At 37.8% G+C, this 16920-nt stretch carries 28 protein-coding genes; 7 read left to right on the top strand and 21 right to left on the bottom strand.

The features are described 5' to 3' along the window. Positions 1 to 2 precede the first annotated feature (2 nt). From RDN93_RS06955 to RDN93_RS06970, 4 genes are read right to left on the bottom strand one after another with little or no spacing between them, the layout of a single operon-like run. Complete coding sequence (locus tag RDN93_RS06955; RefSeq protein WP_308744822.1) at positions 3 to 602, bottom strand: HK97 family phage prohead protease; 600 nt, start codon at positions 600 to 602, stop codon at positions 3 to 5. 19 nt (positions 603 to 621) lie between these two features. Further along, positions 622 to 1896, bottom strand: a complete 1275-nt coding sequence (locus RDN93_RS06960) for a phage portal protein (protein ID WP_308744823.1) — start codon at positions 1894 to 1896, stop codon at positions 622 to 624. Beyond that, positions 1893 to 3608, bottom strand: coding sequence for a terminase TerL endonuclease subunit (locus RDN93_RS06965; RefSeq protein ID WP_308744824.1), 1716 nt, complete (start codon positions 3606 to 3608; stop codon positions 1893 to 1895). The genes RDN93_RS06960 and RDN93_RS06965 overlap by 4 nt, the downstream gene beginning before the upstream one ends. Further along, complete coding sequence (locus tag RDN93_RS06970) at positions 3592 to 3954, bottom strand: hypothetical protein (protein WP_070750452.1); 363 nt, start codon at positions 3952 to 3954, stop codon at positions 3592 to 3594. The genes RDN93_RS06965 and RDN93_RS06970 overlap by 17 nt, the downstream gene beginning before the upstream one ends. 222 nt (positions 3955 to 4176) lie before the next feature. Here RDN93_RS06970 and RDN93_RS06975 point away from each other — a divergent pair, with 222 nt between their 5' ends. After that, the gene (locus RDN93_RS06975) at positions 4177 to 5250 is read left to right on the top strand and encodes a hypothetical protein (protein WP_308744825.1); all 1074 of its coding nucleotides are present in this window, start codon (positions 4177 to 4179) and stop codon (positions 5248 to 5250) included. A gap of 45 nt (positions 5251 to 5295) precedes the next feature. On the opposite strand, the gene RDN93_RS06980 is transcribed toward RDN93_RS06975, so the two are convergent. The 15 genes from RDN93_RS06980 to RDN93_RS07050 all read right to left on the bottom strand — a co-directional run bounded on the left by RDN93_RS06980 (position 5296) and on the right by RDN93_RS07050 (position 13094). Next, positions 5296 to 5625, bottom strand: coding sequence for an HNH endonuclease signature motif containing protein (locus RDN93_RS06980; protein ID WP_308744826.1), 330 nt, complete (start codon positions 5623 to 5625; stop codon positions 5296 to 5298). Further along, positions 5618 to 5779, bottom strand: coding sequence for a hypothetical protein (locus tag RDN93_RS06985; protein WP_308744827.1), 162 nt, complete (start codon positions 5777 to 5779; stop codon positions 5618 to 5620). Before RDN93_RS06985 ends, RDN93_RS06980 begins: the two co-directional genes overlap by 8 nt. 3 nt (positions 5780 to 5782) lie before the next feature. Next, entirely contained in the window at positions 5783 to 5941 is a 159-nt protein-coding gene (locus tag RDN93_RS06990) for a hypothetical protein (protein WP_308744828.1), read from the bottom strand. Between the two features lie 268 nt (positions 5942 to 6209). Beyond that, positions 6210 to 6395: a hypothetical protein gene (locus tag RDN93_RS06995; RefSeq protein ID WP_308744829.1), complete on the bottom strand. Its 186-nt coding sequence runs from the start codon at positions 6393 to 6395 to the stop codon at positions 6210 to 6212. Positions 6396 to 6770: 375 nt separating this feature from the next. Next, entirely contained in the window at positions 6771 to 7526 is a 756-nt protein-coding gene (locus RDN93_RS07000; RefSeq protein ID WP_308744869.1) for a site-specific DNA-methyltransferase, read from the bottom strand. Between the two features lie 13 nt (positions 7527 to 7539). After that, on the bottom strand, positions 7540 to 7896 hold the full coding sequence (locus RDN93_RS07005; protein WP_308744830.1) for a hypothetical protein: 357 nt from the start codon (positions 7894 to 7896) through the stop codon (positions 7540 to 7542). Between the two features lies 1 nt (position 7897). Further along, on the bottom strand, positions 7898 to 8227 hold the full coding sequence (locus RDN93_RS07010) for a hypothetical protein (RefSeq protein WP_308744831.1): 330 nt from the start codon (positions 8225 to 8227) through the stop codon (positions 7898 to 7900). A gap of 15 nt (positions 8228 to 8242) precedes the next feature. Beyond that, complete coding sequence (locus RDN93_RS07015; protein ID WP_308744832.1) at positions 8243 to 8911, bottom strand: hypothetical protein; 669 nt, start codon at positions 8909 to 8911, stop codon at positions 8243 to 8245. Further along, complete coding sequence (locus RDN93_RS07020) at positions 8844 to 9602, bottom strand: hypothetical protein (RefSeq protein WP_308744870.1); 759 nt, start codon at positions 9600 to 9602, stop codon at positions 8844 to 8846. The genes RDN93_RS07015 and RDN93_RS07020 overlap by 68 nt, the downstream gene beginning before the upstream one ends. 169 nt (positions 9603 to 9771) lie before the next feature. Beyond that, a complete protein-coding gene (locus tag RDN93_RS07025; RefSeq protein ID WP_308744833.1) occupies positions 9772 to 10122 on the bottom strand; it encodes a DUF1064 domain-containing protein in 351 nt (116 codons plus the stop codon). A 141-nt stretch (positions 10123 to 10263) separates the two neighbouring features. Continuing rightward, entirely contained in the window at positions 10264 to 10704 is a 441-nt protein-coding gene (locus tag RDN93_RS07030; RefSeq protein ID WP_308744834.1) for a DUF4494 domain-containing protein, read from the bottom strand. A gap of 50 nt (positions 10705 to 10754) precedes the next feature. Next, the gene (locus RDN93_RS07035; protein ID WP_308744835.1) at positions 10755 to 11567 is read right to left on the bottom strand and encodes a YqaJ viral recombinase family protein; all 813 of its coding nucleotides are present in this window, start codon (positions 11565 to 11567) and stop codon (positions 10755 to 10757) included. After that, positions 11554 to 12039: a hypothetical protein gene (locus tag RDN93_RS07040; RefSeq protein WP_308744836.1), complete on the bottom strand. Its 486-nt coding sequence runs from the start codon at positions 12037 to 12039 to the stop codon at positions 11554 to 11556. The genes RDN93_RS07035 and RDN93_RS07040 overlap by 14 nt, the downstream gene beginning before the upstream one ends. A 257-nt stretch (positions 12040 to 12296) precedes the next feature. After that, positions 12297 to 12524: a hypothetical protein gene (locus RDN93_RS07045; protein ID WP_308744837.1), complete on the bottom strand. Its 228-nt coding sequence runs from the start codon at positions 12522 to 12524 to the stop codon at positions 12297 to 12299. A 390-nt stretch (positions 12525 to 12914) separates the two neighbouring features. Further along, positions 12915 to 13094 carry a hypothetical protein gene (locus RDN93_RS07050; protein WP_195309970.1) on the bottom strand — a complete coding sequence of 60 codons (180 nt, stop codon included), beginning with the start codon at positions 13092 to 13094 and terminating at the stop codon, positions 12915 to 12917. A 41-nt stretch (positions 13095 to 13135) separates the two neighbouring features. On the opposite strand from RDN93_RS07050, the gene RDN93_RS07055 reads away from it, so the two are divergent. Beyond that, entirely contained in the window at positions 13136 to 13588 is a 453-nt protein-coding gene (locus RDN93_RS07055; protein WP_308744838.1) for a hypothetical protein, read from the top strand. Between the two features lie 26 nt (positions 13589 to 13614). Here RDN93_RS07055 and RDN93_RS07060 read toward each other — a convergent pair whose 3' ends face one another. Then, entirely contained in the window at positions 13615 to 13869 is a 255-nt protein-coding gene (locus tag RDN93_RS07060; RefSeq protein WP_308744839.1) for a hypothetical protein, read from the bottom strand. A gap of 135 nt (positions 13870 to 14004) precedes the next feature. Here RDN93_RS07060 and RDN93_RS07065 point away from each other — a divergent pair, with 135 nt between their 5' ends. Genes RDN93_RS07065 through RDN93_RS07085 form a run of 5 tightly spaced genes read left to right on the top strand, consistent with a single transcriptional unit; the run spans position 14005 to position 16595 of the window. Beyond that, positions 14005 to 14691 (top strand): S24 family peptidase, encoded by a 687-nt coding sequence (locus tag RDN93_RS07065; RefSeq protein ID WP_298045257.1) that lies wholly within the window; start codon positions 14005 to 14007, stop codon positions 14689 to 14691. A 20-nt stretch (positions 14692 to 14711) separates the two neighbouring features. Continuing rightward, entirely contained in the window at positions 14712 to 15107 is a 396-nt protein-coding gene (locus tag RDN93_RS07070; protein ID WP_308744840.1) for a hypothetical protein, read from the top strand. Positions 15108 to 15126: 19 nt separating this feature from the next. Beyond that, the gene (locus RDN93_RS07075; RefSeq protein WP_308744841.1) at positions 15127 to 15579 is read left to right on the top strand and encodes a hypothetical protein; all 453 of its coding nucleotides are present in this window, start codon (positions 15127 to 15129) and stop codon (positions 15577 to 15579) included. A gap of 50 nt (positions 15580 to 15629) precedes the next feature. Then, positions 15630 to 16244 carry a hypothetical protein gene (locus RDN93_RS07080; RefSeq protein ID WP_308744842.1) on the top strand — a complete coding sequence of 205 codons (615 nt, stop codon included), beginning with the start codon at positions 15630 to 15632 and terminating at the stop codon, positions 16242 to 16244. Positions 16245 to 16256: 12 nt separating this feature from the next. Continuing rightward, the gene (locus tag RDN93_RS07085) at positions 16257 to 16595 is read left to right on the top strand and encodes a hypothetical protein (protein ID WP_308744843.1); all 339 of its coding nucleotides are present in this window, start codon (positions 16257 to 16259) and stop codon (positions 16593 to 16595) included. On the opposite strand, the gene RDN93_RS07090 is transcribed toward RDN93_RS07085, so the two are convergent. Continuing rightward, entirely contained in the window at positions 16583 to 16777 is a 195-nt protein-coding gene (locus RDN93_RS07090; protein ID WP_308744844.1) for a hypothetical protein, read from the bottom strand. The two genes, RDN93_RS07085 and RDN93_RS07090, sit on opposite strands and share 13 nt — an antisense overlap. Positions 16778 to 16920: the final 143 nt, after the last annotated feature.

Consider the following 16920-nt stretch of genomic DNA (forward strand, 5'->3'; position numbering starts at 1 on the left):
TTTTAAATTGATTTACGTAAATTATTAAGTTCATCTAAATAGTCTCTATTTTCGCCGGACAACTCCGCTATCGCATCGTCCATACTACGAACGGTTACATCCGTTCCGTAAAAAGCAGGATCAACAACAGGCGATATATCGGAAATTCTATCAATCTTGTGCACGGCACGAAGTAACATCCCGTCTTTCATAGAATATGAAACTTTGGTTTTGTCCTTTTCATTTAAAGCGTACGCAAAGGATGAACCGAAAATATCACCGCGTTTAATCATTTCTACGGCGAAATCTCCGTCGGGAGTACTAGGAGCCTCAAACCTGTATTTTAGTCCGTAATCATCAAGTTCGAGCGACAAAGTGCCCGCACCGCGATTAGAGCGGGCTAATAATCTTTGTTTATTGTGATCCAACAGGGCTTTAACATCGCTATTACGCAACAATTCTTCTGTTATAGCTCCTTTTTCGATTACCTCAACAAAGGCGCGTTGCTTTTCCCTGTCGTACAATACGCGGCTTTCCTGACCGAATACCACGGCGTAACCTTCGATTATTCTTCCGTCTCCAACTTTAGGAGCGCCTAGCTCTGTATAACTTCGTATTTCCATTTTTACAAGTATCGTTTTACTATATGTTTGTTTCCTTATTATTTGGTAGCTCTACTTTTTGACTAGCCGTTTCGATCGGTTGAACGTTGCAGGAAATAAATACTTTGTCGCCGCCTTCAACGGGTGGCTTTCCTAAAGCCCTACGAGTATCATTCGGAGAATGAGCGCCCATTTCTTCCAGAGCCTTGTAATAACTCGCTTGCGTCGTTAAATCGGTTTGATACAAGCATGATAAATCAAATGAAATACTATATAGATTAGCGACTGAATTAGGAATCAGTTTATAATTAAATTCGGCCTCGATTTGTTTTAATATTGGTTGCAGCGTATCAGTCAAGAAAGAAACATTGCTCATTTCGGAAGCCTTGTAATTAGTAGATTGCCCGGCAAATACTTTATCCGGGTGAACTCCGTAGAATCTACATATATCAAGAATGCTAAATTTCTTTGTTTCTAATAACTGTGCGTCAACTGGATTAATAGAAAGTTGATGAAATCCCACATCGCCGGGAACTGAGATAATGTCTCTTCCTGTGTTTAATTGTTCCTCGATACGATCCCCAACCGTAGAAAGTTGAATATCTGTCATACCCGCACCAGGCAACCCTTTATTAGTCTCTTTTGCACCGGAAACAAGCCCCTTTATTTTACTTCCATTTTGAAAAGTTCGCAAGTTCTGATTGTCGGCGCTCGCAGCTATGGAAAAGATACGGCTAGCGTACATTATTGTGCTTACTCCTGTATATCCCCCGTCCAAACTATTATTTTTAAGATGGATTATTTCATAGGGTTCAAAACGCCCATATATTCGGTTATATGGATCAGAGATAATATAAACATCATTCAACTTGTCATAGGTTACTGTATTATTTGCGCATAATACAAGTTCGTTAACACTACCGAATTTCCGACGAATAACGATGTAAGCATTTCCTTGATTTACAATTTGAACAACCATATTTCTAACCATTTCAAAACTATTCATTCGTCGGTTAGGCATACGGGTTAATATCGAATACAATTCGTTTTCTTCATCTGGTGAGAAATAACCATCCTTTTTTCGTTTTATGATAAGCGGCAAAGATGCAATGGTTCCCGAAAGAATAGAGGTACATCTATATGCGGCTGAAAGTTTCATCGCTTGGTTGCTGTTATGCACATCTATTGGCTGACCGGGCAATGATGGCAATCGAGTATTTATCGCCGCGTCTTTATCCGTCGTGTTTGCCTCTGTATTCAAGGCGCGTTCTTGCGTCTTTGAACGTCCCATTTCAAAATTAAAAGATAGTTTCATACTTCCATGTTATTAAATAAATAGAATGTCATTAGATTTGTTATTGTCGAATCAATCTTCGCGTTATGCGTTTTCTTGACTGGCTTCTTATTCATGTTCCTATCCTCGTCCAATACCGCATTACCAAAGCAGAACGGAGTTATCGGATTAGGGCTAAAAGTCTGTTTGTTCCGATACAGAGCAAGTTCGAAAGATTCGATAGGGCTTGTAAACGTTCCGTATGTCTGTTTAACAGGCTTTATATATTCGCTCGCACCGCCTACGGAATAAGTAAGAAGGTTCACAAATTCAGCCGATTTATACGGGTCGTATCCGATTCCCATTATTTTAAGGTATTTAGCCCGTGATAATATGTCATTTACGATTTGTTGATAGTCGATAATATCGCCATCGCAAAGAATTAAATAACCCGCTTTCGCCCAACCTTCGTAAAGTTCCCGATTCGGATGGTTCGCTAGTGCCCCAGCAGGGAAATAATAATCTGTATGCGAGTGAAAAGAAGCACTATTTTCTGAATAGATATTATAAGTGACCGTAGAAAAGTCGTCTCGAACGGATAAATCGACCGCCGCCATTGTTAACGGATAAGTACCGATATTCTCTATTCTAATATCTTTGAATCGTTCTTCGATCTGCTTCGCCTCAATCCATTTTGTTGTTTGGTCGGTAGTAAATACGTTTAGTAACTTTGTTCGAAATTCCAGTGCATCCGGTGCGCTATATAGTGCTTTTTGATACGCGTCGATATAGAAATCTTCATAGACAGTTATACCCATGTGTGGTTGCACTTTGCGCCACGTTGCCGGATCGCCTTCCTCATCGTCTACGTCCGGCTCAAAGATGTGCGCAAATATGGAATCATTTTCAATCTCACCTCGTAGGATCGATTTATACATTTTGAGCATTTCGACGAATGGAGCCGTCTCTTTATCGGATGCGGTCGTAATTACTACGGTCAAAGGGTTGAGCCGTGCGCCCATTGAGGAAGTTAATACATTCTTCAACGCGGCGCTATCGGCTTGCGAATACTCGTCTACTATTACCATGCTTGCATTTAATCCGTCGAGTTTGTCGGGATTGGAAGCCAAGCAACGGGCAAAAGAGGTTTTTCCCTTTATGCGATTATATATGATTTCTCGGTTGATTTTGAAGTGTCTAAACTTCGGATCAAGAGACTTTAAAATATTACGTATTTCATCAAAACAGACTTTCGCCTGATTGTATGAGTTTGCGGCTACGTATGTTTGCGCGTTCGCATCACCGAACAATAAATCATTAATTGAAAGACTCGCTACGCTTGTTGTCTTACTGAATTTACGCGGAACGAATAGAAGAGCTTCGCGAATCAAACGTTTGTTTGTTCCGGGCTTGTAAAACGCGAGAATGTTAGAGAACTGAAACACTTGTATCGGAGTCAGCTTGTATCTAGTTTTTCCCTTTGTGCCGGAGAATTTCAATCGCTCGTAGAACGTGACGAACTTCTTTACTTCCTTGATCCGAAATTCGTATTTGTCGAGGAATACGAAGAAGCGGCGAACGGCTAGTAATTCGTAAAGGTTGTGCGCGTCCGGGTCATTAATGCAGCCCTTTATATACACGTTTAATCTTTCGTCCGCCTTACCTAGCTTATACGAATCAACGTCGATGTTATGCAAGTCGGAGATAACCGACTGCTTTAATGCTATCAGTTTATCTCTAGTCTCCTTCTCCATCGCGATCTATCTTGTCTACCTCGTTTATTAAGTCGTTTACCTCGTCATCGTCAGACGCGGACAAAGTTTGTAGTGTCAAACCAAGTTCCCGCAACTGCTTACGAGTAACTTCGAGCGCATCAAATAAAACTTTGAAAGCCGGATGCGCTACGAGCTTCTTATTTCCTTCACGAGAAACTTCCGTAACAAACGAACGTTTCTTCTTAGCTATGTCATTGAGAGCGATTTTAAACGCAATGTAAGAGCCCGCACAAAGAGTTATACACAAATCCAAATCAGATGTATATGTTCCTTGCGAGTTCATCGCGGCGCGAATCTTTTCTTTTATATCGTCTAAATCACTCATTTTTATATGCGTTTTTTCATATATGAAAAGTCCGCAAGTATTTGGTAGCTCGGAAGATGGATAAAAAAAGTACACCCCCAACGCGCACCCCCTCGTTTCGAAAATTGCTCGCGCGTGTAAATATGAGGTGAAGTGGGTTTAGCGTATCGCGTTAAAAAATAAAAAAACCGCCCCGACATCAATAAAAAACATTACATTTGTTTCGAATTAGTAAAATAAATTATGAAAGACAACATATTACAGGAATACATCCAGAAAAAAAGTCTATTCGAAAAACTTGCCAACAAACTTGAGAAGTTAATAGATGAACTTTTAAAAGAAAATGAAATCATTATCCATCAATTAAATAGTAGAGTAAAAGAAGAAGAGAGTTTATCTAATAAAATAGATGATAAAGAAGGAAAATATCAATATTTAAATGATATTACGGATATTGTTGGAATTAGAATCATTACATATCTAGATAGTGATGTGGACACTGTCGCAAAAATGATAAAAAAAGAATTTAATATTGATGAAAAGAATAGTGTAGATAAGAGAAAGCTTGATAATGACGTATTCGGGTATCGTTCTTTACACTATGTAGCATCATTTAATGAAGAAAGATGCAAATTAACCGAATTTAAATCACTCAAAGATATAAAATTTGAGATACAGATACGCTCTATATTACAGCATGCATGGGCAGAGATTGAACACGATTTAGGATATAAGAGTACAGTATCTGTTCCAGATAATTTTATAAGATCATTTAATAGATTATCAGCTTTACTCGAAACTGCAGATATTGAATTTGACAGATTGAAAAAAGACTTAAAATCTTATGAAAAGAGATTGCCTCAATTAATAGAGAATACTCCTAACGATATAGAAATTAATCAAGCTTCAATTATTTCATTTGCTAAAAATAATAAAGTCAATCAAAGGGCGATCTCAATTATACAGTCAATAACTAATTGTGCAATAAATAATATTACGTCAAGTGAGATTCTTCTAAAGCAACTAAACTTTTTAGATATAAATACAATAGGTAAATTAGATATGCTTCTGACATCTTATCAAGAGAAATATTTATTGTTTGTGAAAGAATGCACAATGGAGTCTTTCAATCAAGAAGGATGTTTTCCTATAAGTATTAGTATGTTAACCCCGCTTTATTATTTATGTTTTTATATAGCTTTTGATAAAAACGTGTATGATGAAATGATAAAAAAGACTCGTAATGTAAATGATGACTTTGCATTAAAGAGTGATATTGCCTCTAAGTCTGCATATACTAAAGTTAATCCTCAATAACCATTTGAGAATTAACTTTAGATTTTTCTATTGAGTACTAGTAAATTAAAGGTATCTATCTACAAACCGTTCCGTAGCTCGCTTATTGTTCGCCTGTATCGCCTCTTTCGAATGGCTGAAAGCACGTCGATGCGTGTCAGAGTGGCACGAATGGCAGAGACTTTGCAGATTATTATAATCAAACATTAGTTGTCTCATTCCAAGTTCATGCGACACGGACTCAACCGGGACAATGTGATGTACTTCCGTTGCAAGCGTACTGCGATTGTTCGCTTCGCACACTTCACAAACCGGATTGCTTTGTAGTTTCTTAGCTCGAAGTAACTTCCAACGATTGGAGTTAATCATCTTAATGTAATGCGGGTTTCTACTCATGTCGTAATAAATCTAAAGGATTAATACCACCGAAATAATCATAATTCCAATCCATCATAGCATAAAAAGCCGAACGGCTCATTTGCTTTAATAGTTCTTTCTTTAGTTTACGCGGAAAGCGTTCGCGCGATGTTTTCTGCAACTTTCGTTTCATGTCTTATTTTATTAGTTCGTCATAATTAAAAAGAATCTTATCACATTGATAACAATCGTGCAACTCCTTTCGTGTCGCCTCGATGTCATCCGTTTCTATCTCAACTAAATGCGTCTCGAACACATCGCCCGATTTACATTGAATACGCCTGATTATATACATAACGTTTCGAGCCGATCCAGTCCGTTAATAAGTAATTTAATCCGGGCGCAATTCCCATCGCATCGGGTCGATTGCGTTTCCTGTTTATGAACCCGACTCGCACAACCTTTGCAGTTCTTAGACGGACACATTTGTTTATATACTTCGATAGCTTGACGCCTCGTTTCGTCTCTCTGCATCCGAGCCGCTTCGATAGCGACTTTTCGGATTAAGCCACGCGAGCGGATGCGCTCGTTTGTGGCTTGTTCAATGTACTGTTTTACTTTACTCATTTTACCGTGCTATTTTTAAGTTTGTAATTCCATCCGTTTAACTCGTAGACTTTCCGTTTCGCTTCTTCCTGTGTAGCCACACAATCAACATACGTATCTTTACCCGAATCCTGTCGATAGATATTGAAGTGATTGAAGCGAGGGGAATAATAATACTTTGGCTTATTCTGTGTTTGATTCATTACTTTATATGGTTTATAAAACCCGAAAAAGGCTTATTTATTGCTATTTCTTTTATTCCTTAAATAAAATAATTATATTTGAATCGTTATAATAACTCTATTTTTATTTTATATCTATGGAACAATATTTATTTGGTTTTATTCTCTATCAATGTGATCCCAGAAGCTTTACTACGATTATGACCGACTCAGTTTACTTTTTGTTAACCGAAGATGAAGCATTCAGAAAATACAAAGAATTAACATCTAAATTAGAGAAAGGGCAATTTATAGTTATTAAACGAGTTTAAAATACATGCAACTTTTAGATTTTAGCTATACAGTAGTTCTTCAATCTCTGTATAGCTAATCTAAATATTTTCAGTTTTTACCATTCTACACAAACATTCTAGGCTGCATCCGCGACAAAATGATTTTATTCGCATCTGCATAGAACTTCTTCTTTATCTCAAATCCGTATGCTTTTCGCCCGCATTGAGCGGCTGCAAGTAATGTTGTCCCACTTCCGGCGCATGGGTCTATCACAGTATCACCCGCATCGGTGAAAAGCTCGATCAATCGTTCAAGCAACGGAACTGATTTTTGTGTCGGATGAATTCGCGGTGTATCTGTGTCTCTAGGATAATCGAAACAATTAAATACCATCCGACCGCCATTATTGAACTTTGGCAGTTTGTCCCGATACAAGAGCACACCATATTCACAATTACCAACGACCTTCATATTAGCCTTTAAAACTTGTGCCGAAAAGTTCTTTCTAAATACGAGGTTTATATAATTGCTAAGTCCATATTCCTTCGCTTTCTGTATAAGTTCGAATTGTTGCTGAAATTCACAAAAGACAATCATACAGGGCGATTTCCCTTTTTCTTTCGGCTCCTTAACGAGCATCTTACTACAAAAGTGAAGAAATTCAGTAATTCGAAAATCCTTATCGGTATCGAAAAATTCTTTTCCGGCTAATTCGCTTTCTCCATTAGAATTGTCTCCGTCAATATACCACGATGGATTAGAGCCGTATGCGTTCTTCCCTATGTTGTAGGGAATATCCGCAATGATTAGTTGTGCTTTCGGAATACCGTATGTTTTATAGTTCTGGAAATGGTCGTTAAATAGTTCTACGTCTTTCATTGGAGTGATAATATTAATCATTAATAAATTCGTCCTCATTCTCTACTACTTCACTCTTTACAGGCTTCTTCACCGGAACGCGAATCGCCTTTTCCGTGAACTTGTTCGATAGATATTGTTTCGCCTGCTCCCAATCCGTAAAGTGTAAATTTGGATCAGTATAGAGCGAGATAATCGTAGAGTTTAATTTATCAAGTGCTCCGAAAGCGCTTGAATTTATCGTGCCGTCTAGGTGTGAAAACTTGGTAACTAAACCGTCATAATTCTCTGATACAAATCGGTCGATATACTTCCGGTTCCGTTCGTTTACTGCGACGGGGTCTACTGATACGTCGCGCAAATAATTTGTGTTTGATAGTTTTTTAACCATATTAAAATCCTTCTAATCGTTTTTGTCCGTTCATTTCGTCTACCTTGTGTTGTGGTAGTTTTCGTTTTGGTTTTATATACTCGAAATGTCGTTCCGCCTGTGATAGATCGTAGAACATTTCTTTGATTTCGTCCGGTAGTACTTCTTCTTCATCATCGCCAGGCATCGGATCGGCAACCCGGAGAAAGCAGCCTAAAATGTACTGCATAATCTCGTATGTGCTTTTAAAATGATAGTCAGCGCGAATCTTATCAAGCCTTTGCCATTGTTCCAGATCGACGCGAACCGGAATCTTTTTAAAGTACACTAATTTCTTTTTTCTACTTCGCATGGTTCGTTGTTTTAATTATCTTCTACTAGCTCCGTTCAAGTCTAAGACATTGAACATTTCATTTATTCGATCCGCGATATACGCGCCGTAAATAGTCTGTATTTCCTTAATCGTTAAGTTCGTTGTAACATGGGTTATTGCCTCATGTCTCAACTCGTACCGACATTGGAAAATATACTGCATTACGTTTAGTTCGGTACCGAAATACTTTGCCGGAATTGGTTCGCGTCCCAGTTCATCAAAACAGATCATTCGCGGCGTGCCGTTGTTGTAAGTGTACAATTCTAGTGCATCTTTTCCACGCATCGAAAAACTGTTTGCAATGCCGGAAGCCGAATCGACTCTAAAGCCACCAACCGGAAAGCCGCCCTTTGCTTTGCCGCGTGTGAAATAGCTATATCGGTTTAGAATCTGCATAATAGTGCTTTTTCCTGTACCGATGTCGCCTCGTAACAATAGCCCTTTATTCGCGTCTAGCTTCCCGGATCGCCCCTCTGTGTATAAAAATAATTGATTCATTAAGTTTTTATTCGAATCGTCAATCTTAAAGCCAGGGCAAACGTATTTACAACACGCCTTAAACCATTCCGGGCGCTTTTCGACTTCTATCGGCTCATCATAATACGGTAGTCCGTATGATAGAATCGCCGCTATCGGTAGAGTCTGTTTGCTTCTTGTTTCCATATTCGTTTTTATTGTTCTTTAGTTCAAAAAATCCCGCCCAATTATTCGCAATCGATTCATCTACGATTTGAGATGCGACCGCCGGATTACCTTTGCTCAATTTCACTAACTTGTTGTAACACGCTTTGAGTGACTTTTCCGATTTGTAATTTTCCCGCCTGTCTTTCTTGTATTCAAGCCAAAGAATAAACGTCTCTAAAAACTCGTTAGATATAAAATCAAAATCTCCATGAGAGACTTTAGAGAGTATATTTATGTTTGGTTTCTGTTTTAGTTTATTATAGTCTGTACTATCCCCTGTATCATTGACTCCCTTAACTGCTGTACTATCCCCTATACTATTGGCTGTCTCATTGACTGTTTGATTGGCTGTAAATTTTACAGTAGTTGTTACAATGGTTTTAAATTCCTTCACGAAAGAATACGAGCTAATGACACGTTTGTTTTTACCAGATTTATAATATACTAATCCTGCATTTATTAAAGACTCGCGAGCTTTTATTAGTGTTTTCTCATTCACGTTAAGCGCAAAACATAGTTCAATGTTCGAGCAATCGAAAACGTCCCGCCAATCTTCGCCATTACAAATAGCCACTAATTCGTAAAAAAGGGCTTGTTCGGTGGCGGTAAATCTGAAACGTCGTCTCGCTTTTCGCATCTTTTCGGTTAGCGTATATCCGTCTATATTCATCACACTTATAAAGTCTATCGAGAGACGTAATAACTACAAATCCTTATTCCTATCGAACGCCCTGTTTTCAGGACGGAGCAATAGCAAATAAAATTATTCTCTTTCCCGCCGTTCCTACATGTCCGGCAATCGTGTTTTACTGTCTTCTGTACTGTTTTCTTCGTCATTCTTATATCTCCTTTATTTTGATTCCATGAACGTAAAGCATGAGTTTACGTTTGATTATATACTCCTTTGTCCGAACTCCTTTCGTATCTTCGACGACATACTCACCATCCCGATAATAGACGAAATCCGCGATGTAGTAAACTCCTCGTTCGAGAAGTTCTTTTTTGTGCAACATCTTCCGCGCTCCTTGTACTTGGTAGAAATGATATTGAGGCGAAATAAGCTCGAATTTTACTTGTTCTTGAAGTCCGGTTATAATTCCCTTCTTTTCGAGTAGTTTCAACTCCTTAGCGCGTCGATATTCCTTTTTAGAGTCGTATCCGTCTATTTTTACATTGTTATACTTTGCCATATATTTAAAATTATTTGTCGTCTAACCAGATATTCACTACGCTGATTAGACGTAGAACATTAAACTTAAATACGAGGGCTTTCACCTCACGCCGTCCTTTTCGGCGACATTATTGGTTAGTAATATTATTTGGTAAAGTCTTTATTTTTTAGCTTCATACGGATAAACATCTACAATCGCCGTTTCTTTGAGAAGAATCGAAGAATAATCCGCCATCGTTCCTTTCATGCCTTCATCGAGCTTCTTCATTGCGTCGTGAATGTCCGCCGCCTGTATAAGTACATTCGTATACGTTCGTTTCTCCTTGCCGCTTTTCTCGTCAAGTGTAATGAAAGCGAGTCGCCCGGCAAACCATTTATCGGCGGAATCCTCTTCGCTAGTAAATATCTCGCTATAATGTGCGCGGGAAATGTCAGACACTGTAAACTCACCGGAGATAAACGGCGTTACTTCTTCAATTATTCGTGCTTCTGCTTCGGTAAAACTTAGTGCATCGACTAAATACGGTTCGGTTACCTTCTTTTGCATCCCGTTTTCCATTACTTTCTCGTAACGGATTTTTGTTAAAAACCAAGTGTGCATAATTTTGTGTTTATTAAAGTGTTTATAAAAATGTGATTAATCGTGTTGTGTTAGTGTTGTGACGGTACTTTCTTCATTAGCTTGCGCAATTCCTTCCGTAATTTATAAATCTGATTTTTTACTGGAACGCTATTCTTTGCTTCCGGCTTTAGCGATTCAATTTGCAACTTTAAATCTAGCACCTCTTTTGCCTTATCGACGCAATCGAACAAGTCCAGACCGGAGCGAATAGACTCGTCTACAATCTCGCTAGCTATCCGGATGCGGTCGTAGAGCTTCTTTATATTGTCGGCATGGTCGGCGCGATTCATTTCGAGTATTCGACCTTCATTTGTATAACCGTCATAAATGACATAATACAACTTGTCTACGTCCGGGCGACCGAGGAAATGACCGAGGAACTGCCAATAGTATTCATCTTTTTCGTCGATGGTATTTCCGAATTGCAGCGATTCAATCTTTCCTTGCGACATCGGGCATTTTACTTCTCCCAGGGCGATAACTTTCCCGTCGAATCCGTACACATAGAAATCTGGTGAATCTCCGAATCCTTCAAACGGTTCATTAAAAACAATATCCTTAAAATCGGTTGTACACGACTTGATTTCGTTCATTAACTGGCTCCGTACCCATTCGACCGCTAGCGGTTCGTTTTCATGTCCCCAATCAAACGCCTTGTTGCTTCCGTTTTCTCGCATCGTCCCGGTTCTCCGCTCGTATCGTACTAAATACATCGCGTCTAACGCGGCTTTACCAAAGGGACAACCTTTGCCCGCTTTCATCAGGTCGGGAAGCGTAGAGGCGGTTATTTTGCCCTGTCTCTTTTCCTTCCATTCGATTTCTTTTTGTTCACTTGATTTCATGTGCTACTAGTTCTTTTATTTGTTCTTTAGTTAGTTTATATTTCGTCTGTACCTGTGCGACCGTAAAACCACCTGCCAGACCGTCGAGGATATTTTTCCAGATTGCCGATCCGGTTTCAACCGTAGGTAATGAGTTTTCTACTTTCGGAAGAAAAGGACGAATACGAAGTGAATCAACTTTTTCGCCGAAAGCGTCAACCATTACCGAACCGATTTGGATTTGCTTATTTACCCATTCTTCGAAATTCGGATTTTTAAATAGCTTCGTCATAGTCTTGCAGTTCGTCCGGTTGAGAATCATCGGTTTTACATTTTCGAAGAAATAAGCAACGAAACATTCTTCTTTCTTTCCAGACGCGCCAACTACCTGCTCTTTTTTCGTTTCGCGGATAGTGAGAATTATATCTTTTCCGTCCGGTAGGCTGTAAGCGCCTAGATAGTCATAATTGAATTGAGTTTTCCAGTGTGTCATTATCGTGTTGTTTGGTTATTTAAACATCGCTTTCAATATGGAAACGAGAAGGATTACAGTTAGCAAAACAGTTACAGGAATCCATAAAGGAGACGTTACCCACCACCAAGACCAATTAATGTAATTTGTGAGTTTCAATACAATGAAAACAATAGTAAGAAGCCCACAAAAACCAATTTCACTACCTTTTGAATTATTATTTGTACTCATATTCTTTGTGCGGTTACCTAATACACCGGAAGGTTTTATTATTTTATTTAAAAGTTATCGTTTCCACCCTGATAAAGCGATTCGTAACAACAAGCGCAAACAGTGATTATCTTTGTGCCATGTCTGCCGCGTTCGTACGTTTCGACCTCTAATTCTATCTCTTCGCCCGGTTCAATCTCTTCGCCGCAATCTTCGCAAACTAGAGTATCAGCAGGACACGCGCCAAGAACCGTGCATATTCGGCAATTACCGATACATTGAGGATTCGCCGCCATATCGTTTCACGTTTAGATAGTTACAGACTAGCACATAGATAACCGTGATAAATACGATCAATAGTGCGATGATTAATTTGCCCGGCTTCGGTTCGCCTTCTGCGAGACTGCACGCTAAAAGCATTAAAATGATAGCGGCGGGACTTTGTTTGAGTGTTAACATGATGTTTGTTTTATACTACCTTATTACTTTGTATGAATCTATCTATGCTCGATAAATCGTACCAAATCATTTTTCCAAATTGAGAAAAAGAAATGAGAGCTTTTTCCCGTAACGTTCTCAAAAAATCATCCGAGCATCCTATATAGGATTTTGCTTCATCTTTACTAAGCCACTTCTTTACTATTGGCTCAACTTTTCCGGTTACTCTAGTTCGTCCCATTGTCGTACTATTCTTTGCGTTCAACATAAATGTTATCTCCGTCGATCCAAGTTTTAAAAATCTTTCCTTCATCGGTTTTTAAATCGGATGCGGTCGTTCTTACTGATTTTCTGCGGTTGCGGGGGAAGTAGGTTTGTCGCCCTACTTCCATCGCTTGCAGTGTCGGTTTAATTGGTGTTGTGTTCATTGTCGTAATATTTATTTTATTAGCTTTGCATAAAAAAAGAGATGAATAATACAAAGAATCCAAAAGCGATTAACGCCGCTAAAAAGTACATTCAGTCCAAGGAGCAATATTTAAAAACTCGCTCAACGTGGTTTTATAATATATTAATTGCGGGGGCTGGTCTTCTGGGGGCTTTAGTAGCATTATCCAATAATAGCCGCGAATTTTACCCGGTACGTGTCCTTTTTGTTTTGACCGTAATATTGCTAACACTGGGCATTCTAAGCGTAGCAATCGCGCTATACTATGATATTTTCCGGTCAAAACGCCACCAACTGGAAGATTATAAACGGTTACAAAATATAGTCTCCGGTGCCAATACCGATCCCACTTCTTTAAAAGGCAAGTCAAAAACCTTTTTATTTTTTGACATATTGACTTATGTATTCTTCTCATTATCATTCATTTCTTTAATAGTATATGTTATAGCGAAAAATCTCCCAGAGTGGTTTTAATAGCCCCGAAGGGCTACGGATTAATATTAAAAATCACATTCAACTTTATATTGCTTTTTCAGCTTATTCAGCACCGTTTCGGTTACTGCATAATTTCCATTTCCGTAACTTGTAACGCCGCGTCCTGAAAGGGTGATGTTCTTGTTTTGGCAACGGATTGAGTATTTATCGTCAATCGCTTGTATCAAGATGTCAGCTTGCTTTTTTTGAGCGTCCAAAGATGTTTCTTTATACTCGCCTCTTGGCTGTGCGTCTTTTGTCATTGCTATTGTTGCTTTCATAATTCTATACTTTTATTTGTTATTTCTTGATTGATTGATTAACTTTGATGCGACAAAGATAGGTGACTATATTCTACTATACAAATATTTAGTAGATTATATTCTATTAATTAACCTTTATTAGTAGACAATAGTATGACTATAAAAGAAAAAATTCAAAAATACATTGATTATAAAGGAATTAGTGTATATAGACTGGAAGCAGAAGCCGGATTATCTAAAGGTTATTGGGGTAAAACAAAAAGTATATCCGCTGATATAGCAATGAAAATTAGTAGAGTATACGGTGACATATCCACCGAATGGCTTCTACGAGATAAAGGAGAAATGATTAAAAATAATACAGACTCGATCATAGAAAGAGAGTGGAAACCACTCGAAATTTCCGAATCTGCAATAAGCAAAACAAAACGAAAAGGAGCATTAATATACGACATAGACGCAACATGCGGGCTAAGTGGTAGAGACATAGAATTTACAGACGAAAAAGTGATAGGAAGTATAGACGCACCGGAAATCAACCCGGATTCAAAGATTATATTCGCCACGGGTGATAGTATGTTACCACTAATCGCTTCGGGCGACAGGGTAGTAATTAGAAAGATTGAGAGTTGGGATTATTTCAACTACGGACAGGTGTATTTAATCATAACGAACGAATACAGGCTTATAAAAAGAGTTCGTAGACATCCCAAGGATTCAGATAATTTAATCCTGCTTCGTAGTGAGAATCCAGACTATGACGATATAGATTTGCCGAAACGGGAAATTATTCATCTATTCATTGTGGAGAACATTTTATCAATCAAAAACATATTATAAATCACTAAAAACAAAACAACGTGAAGAAGCTACTACTTATCGCATTTCTAGCGATGTGTTCTATGTATTCCTTTGCTCAATTAACAGAGGGAAAGTATAAAATTCTATCTGTAAAGGGCTTTATGAACGAAAAAACGGTTTATGAGAACACATTTGCAGATAGTACAGCAATTGTAAGAGTTACTCCCCAATTAGTTAACATAGTAATCTCTGGATATTCTGCAAATACATACGCAATCGAAAAGCCGCAACTATTAGAAGGAAACTATCTATATACAGCAAAAGAGATTCAATCAAATTCAGATGCAAACTTGTTATTCCGTCGGGTAGACGAATACTCGCAACTAGATGGGGGATTGCTTATTATAAACCGATCTGAAAACTACGCTGATATATTCATAATATCTAAAGAATAATAACGTAAAACAAAACATCATGGAAGTAGTATTAATCTTAGTAGTTGCAGGCGTTGTGATTTTAGCTATAAAAATTGCAATGACAAGCCCCAAAGAATCATCTAATATCCAGAATCAACCGGATAAACCCAACACTCCAACACCGTCGGAAGAAATCGAATTTCCACCATCCGGATACTTTTACTATGAAATGGTAGGAATGTACTATCATGGAGTTACACCTAAAGATTTCGGTATATTCAAAGGCAAAGCAATAGCCGAAACAAACAACCCTAAAGATAAATTTGCAGTCGGTATATACAGAAACGGTGATAATAAGTTAGTTGGGTATATCCCCAAAGATTTTAGAGGAGTCAGTAACGAAAAGATTCATAAGGAAATTACAGAAAGCGGCGGTAGTCGGGAAGTGGTATTTAAAATAAGCGGAAGCGAAAAGAAGTGCTACGGAACGGTTTATATAAAAAATAGCTAATAATTCCCGCCCAATAAACAAACATTATCAACCATTAAATCGAACTAAACATGAAAAACTGGATTAAGTCATATTGGAGCAACTGTTTGTCGATCGCTGCGATTATATGTAGCGTTGTCGCTATTTGCGTTTCGTTACCATCTTCACCGGAATTAGGTATGGATTATATCGGAGTGATAATAGGTATTTTATCGCTTTTGGTGACCATGTTAATCGGTTGGCAGATTTGGAATGTGATTGCAATAGATAAGAAGATAGATGGTAAAGTAAAACAAACTAGCGATTCTTTAACGGAGAGTATCAATGTTACCAAAAAAGAAATGATAGAATACATTGAAAAAGCAAATGAAAAAAGCCAAACAGAAATAATGACGTCATTATTGTTCATACAAGGAGATAATTTTTTATTTAAGAGTCAATTTGAAAACGCTTTACTTCGTTATTTAGACGTCATATCTGATATAATAGAAAAACCATATATTGAGAACTATTCAGATGCAATAAACGCATGTATATTAAAGGCTAGAGAAGCTATGCGATCAGTTAATAACAATGAATTGAAAAGAGTATTGAAAGAGGAAAAGAAAGAATCCTATTTGAAAGCATTGTTAAAAATAGAAGGATATAAAGCAATAGATATAATAATATTTCTCCGTGGATTATAACATAATAACAATATGAATAACACAGAAATAATCGCAGAAGAAATTATAAAAATCACCTACGACAAAGGAGGTCTTATAAATGCTGATGATTTGACTGAGGATCAAAGAAAAGCTACTACCGACAACGCGGTTGATTACGTCATGCGATTTTATGGAACTTTCTCCGGCGACGGAAAAAACCGATATTATGGTTTAAATGAAAAAGGATTTGAATTAGGAAGACGCGGATTCTTTAGCGGAGAAGAAAAGGAGAGAAAAAGACAACGAACAGGCGTAAATATAGCTATAATAACAAGCATTGCATCTGCCATTATAGCTATAATTGCAATAGTCGCAGATTATTTGAAGTAGTTCAAATAGACGGGTATATAATTTTGTTTTCCTGTTTTGATATACTCTAAAAGGATTTCAGTAAGTTCAAATAAGTATATACTATCTGTATTTTGAAAGCCCATGGTTCGAGGCTGTTCTTTGTGAGTAATGATTTGAATAGCTTGCTTTAAGCAAAATGCTCTTAGTTCTTCATCTGTCATAATAGTACTTTTTCTATTAGCCGGATAAACTAGAAACAGATAGCTTAAATTCAAACAAATAATATTTGCTATTTCTGATTGATTGATTAACTTTGTACTGAAAACGTTCTTTGATAAAGATGAGATATTAAGAGGTGATATTT

The sequence above is a fragment of the uncultured Bacteroides sp. genome, assembly GCF_902491285.1.
Classification (GTDB): Bacteria; Bacteroidota; Bacteroidia; order Bacteroidales; family Bacteroidaceae; genus Bacteroides.

Excerpts from the sequence above, each read along its gene's own strand:
- RDN93_RS06995 (WP_308744829.1), bottom strand. The coding sequence starts at position 6,395 with ATGAATCAAACACAGAATAAGCCAAAGTATTATTATTCCCCTCGCTTC.
- RDN93_RS06990 (WP_308744828.1), bottom strand. The coding sequence starts at position 5,941 with ATGTATATAATCAGGCGTATTCAATGTAAATCGGGCGATGTGTTCGAG.
- RDN93_RS07000 (WP_308744869.1), bottom strand. The coding sequence starts at position 7,526 with ATGAAAGACGTAGAACTATTTAACGACCATTTCCAGAACTATAAAACA.
- RDN93_RS07090 (WP_308744844.1), bottom strand. The coding sequence starts at position 16,777 with ATGACAGATGAAGAACTAAGAGCATTTTGCTTAAAGCAAGCTATTCAA.
- RDN93_RS07075 (WP_308744841.1), top strand. The coding sequence starts at position 15,127 with ATGGAAGTAGTATTAATCTTAGTAGTTGCAGGCGTTGTGATTTTAGCT.
- RDN93_RS07025 (WP_308744833.1), bottom strand. The coding sequence starts at position 10,122 with ATGGCAAAGTATAACAATGTAAAAATAGACGGATACGACTCTAAAAAG.
- RDN93_RS06960 (WP_308744823.1), bottom strand. The coding sequence starts at position 1,896 with ATGAAACTATCTTTTAATTTTGAAATGGGACGTTCAAAGACGCAAGAA.
- RDN93_RS06965 (WP_308744824.1), bottom strand. The coding sequence starts at position 3,608 with ATGGAGAAGGAGACTAGAGATAAACTGATAGCATTAAAGCAGTCGGTT.
- RDN93_RS07040 (WP_308744836.1), bottom strand. The coding sequence starts at position 12,039 with ATGACACACTGGAAAACTCAATTCAATTATGACTATCTAGGCGCTTAC.
- RDN93_RS07015 (WP_308744832.1), bottom strand. The coding sequence starts at position 8,911 with ATGGAAACAAGAAGCAAACAGACTCTACCGATAGCGGCGATTCTATCA.
- RDN93_RS07010 (WP_308744831.1), bottom strand. The coding sequence starts at position 8,227 with ATGCGAAGTAGAAAAAAGAAATTAGTGTACTTTAAAAAGATTCCGGTT.
- RDN93_RS06970 (WP_070750452.1), bottom strand. The coding sequence starts at position 3,954 with ATGAGTGATTTAGACGATATAAAAGAAAAGATTCGCGCCGCGATGAAC.
- RDN93_RS07065 (WP_298045257.1), top strand. The coding sequence starts at position 14,005 with ATGACTATAAAAGAAAAAATTCAAAAATACATTGATTATAAAGGAATT.
- RDN93_RS07005 (WP_308744830.1), bottom strand. The coding sequence starts at position 7,896 with ATGGTTAAAAAACTATCAAACACAAATTATTTGCGCGACGTATCAGTA.
- RDN93_RS07085 (WP_308744843.1), top strand. The coding sequence starts at position 16,257 with ATGAATAACACAGAAATAATCGCAGAAGAAATTATAAAAATCACCTAC.
- RDN93_RS07055 (WP_308744838.1), top strand. The coding sequence starts at position 13,136 with ATGAATAATACAAAGAATCCAAAAGCGATTAACGCCGCTAAAAAGTAC.
- RDN93_RS06985 (WP_308744827.1), bottom strand. The coding sequence starts at position 5,779 with ATGAAACGAAAGTTGCAGAAAACATCGCGCGAACGCTTTCCGCGTAAA.
- RDN93_RS07045 (WP_308744837.1), bottom strand. The coding sequence starts at position 12,524 with ATGGCGGCGAATCCTCAATGTATCGGTAATTGCCGAATATGCACGGTT.
- RDN93_RS07060 (WP_308744839.1), bottom strand. The coding sequence starts at position 13,869 with ATGAAAGCAACAATAGCAATGACAAAAGACGCACAGCCAAGAGGCGAG.
- RDN93_RS06980 (WP_308744826.1), bottom strand. The coding sequence starts at position 5,625 with ATGAGTAGAAACCCGCATTACATTAAGATGATTAACTCCAATCGTTGG.
- RDN93_RS07035 (WP_308744835.1), bottom strand. The coding sequence starts at position 11,567 with ATGAAATCAAGTGAACAAAAAGAAATCGAATGGAAGGAAAAGAGACAG.
- RDN93_RS07020 (WP_308744870.1), bottom strand. The coding sequence starts at position 9,602 with ATGAATATAGACGGATATACGCTAACCGAAAAGATGCGAAAAGCGAGA.
- RDN93_RS07030 (WP_308744834.1), bottom strand. The coding sequence starts at position 10,704 with ATGCACACTTGGTTTTTAACAAAAATCCGTTACGAGAAAGTAATGGAA.
- RDN93_RS07080 (WP_308744842.1), top strand. The coding sequence starts at position 15,630 with ATGAAAAACTGGATTAAGTCATATTGGAGCAACTGTTTGTCGATCGCT.
- RDN93_RS07050 (WP_195309970.1), bottom strand. The coding sequence starts at position 13,094 with ATGAACACAACACCAATTAAACCGACACTGCAAGCGATGGAAGTAGGG.
- RDN93_RS06975 (WP_308744825.1), top strand. The coding sequence starts at position 4,177 with ATGAAAGACAACATATTACAGGAATACATCCAGAAAAAAAGTCTATTC.
- RDN93_RS06955 (WP_308744822.1), bottom strand. The coding sequence starts at position 602 with ATGGAAATACGAAGTTATACAGAGCTAGGCGCTCCTAAAGTTGGAGAC.